Consider the following 1460-nt stretch of genomic DNA (forward strand, 5'->3'; position numbering starts at 1 on the left):
CCCCCGCGGGTCGAGCCGACGCCGGTCGAAGATACCAGGTGGCTGCAACTGTTTATTAAAAACACAGCACTCTGCAAACGCGTAAGCGGACGTATAGGGTGTGACGCCTGCCCGGTGCCGGAAGGTTAAGTGATGGTGTTAGCTTCGGCGAAGCTCTTGATCGAAGCCCCGGTAAACGGCGGCCGTAACTATAACGGTCCTAAGGTAGCGAAATTCCTTGTCGGGTAAGTTCCGACCTGCACGAATGGCGTAATGATGGCCACGCTGTCTCCACCCGAGACTCAGTGAAATTGAAATCGCAGTGAAGATGCTGTGTACCCGCGGCTAGACGGAAAGACCCCGTGAACCTTTACTATAGCTTCACGCTGGACGCTGATGTTGCTTGTGTAGGATAGCTGGGAGGCTAGGAACTCCGGACGCCAGTTCGGAGGGAGCCAACCTTGAAATACCAGCCTGGCATCATTGGCGTTCTAACTCAGGCCCGTTATCCGGGTCGAGGACCGCGTGTGGTGGGTAGTTTGACTGGGGCGGTCTCCTCCCAAAGCGTAACGGAGGAGCACGAAGGTACCCTCAGCACGGTTGGAAATCGTGCAGTGAGTGCAAGAGCATAAGGGTGCTTAACTGCGAGACAGACACGTCGAGCAGGTACGAAAGTAGGTTCTAGTGATCCGGTGGTTCTGTATGGAAGGGCCATCGCTCAACGGATAAAAGGTACTCCGGGGATAACAGGCTGATACCGCCCAAGAGTTCACATCGACGGCGGTGTTTGGCACCTCGATGTCGGCTCATCACATCCTGGGGCTGAAGTCGGTCCCAAGGGTATGGCTGTTCGCCATTTAAAGTGGTACGCGAGCTGGGTTTAGAACGTCGTGAGACAGTTCGGTCCCTATCTGCCGTGGGCGTCGGAAGTTTGAGAAGTGCTGCTCCTAGTACGAGAGGACCGGAGTGGACGCACCTCTGGTGTTCCGGTTGTGATGCCAATCGCATTGCCGGGTAGCTATGTGCGGACGGGATAACCGCTGAAAGCATCTAAGCGGGAAGCCCCCTTCAAGATGAGACTTCCCTGGGGCCTCGCGCCCCCTGAAGGACCCTCGAAGACTACGAGGTTGATAGGCGGGATGTGGAAGCGCAGCAATGCGTTGAGCTAACCCGTACTAATGGTCCGTGAGGCTTGACCATATAACACCCAAGGGGCCTTGAGAGGCCCGGGTAGTGGTCGCCACGACATACGGATACGCGAGTCGTATCGCCAGTCAGCTTGATCACGTTGTAAAGTGCACCGTTTCCGGGTGCTGCGCCACGCGCAGCATGCCACAGTTACGCCTGACGACCATAGCGAGCGGGTCCCACCTGACCCCATGCCGAACTCAGCAGTGAAACCGCTCAGCGCCGATGGTAGTGTGGGGCCTCCCCATGCGAGAGTAGGTCATCGTCAGGCATCTTTTCGAAAACCCCAGCCA

The 1460-nt window shown here is 57.0% G+C and carries 2 rRNA genes; both read left to right on the forward strand.

Annotated elements, in window-relative coordinates:
• A 23S ribosomal RNA gene (locus F568_RS0121845) occupies positions 1–1179 on the forward strand; the annotation flags it as partial.
• A 143-nt stretch (positions 1180–1322) separates the two neighbouring features.
• A 5S ribosomal RNA gene (gene rrf, locus F568_RS0121850) occupies positions 1323–1438 on the forward strand.
• The last annotated feature ends 22 nt before the right edge of the window (positions 1439–1460 follow it).

It is taken from the genome of Modicisalibacter luteus DSM 23508 (genome assembly GCF_000378505.1).
Taxonomy (GTDB): Bacteria; Pseudomonadota; Gammaproteobacteria; order Pseudomonadales; family Halomonadaceae; genus Modicisalibacter; species Modicisalibacter luteus.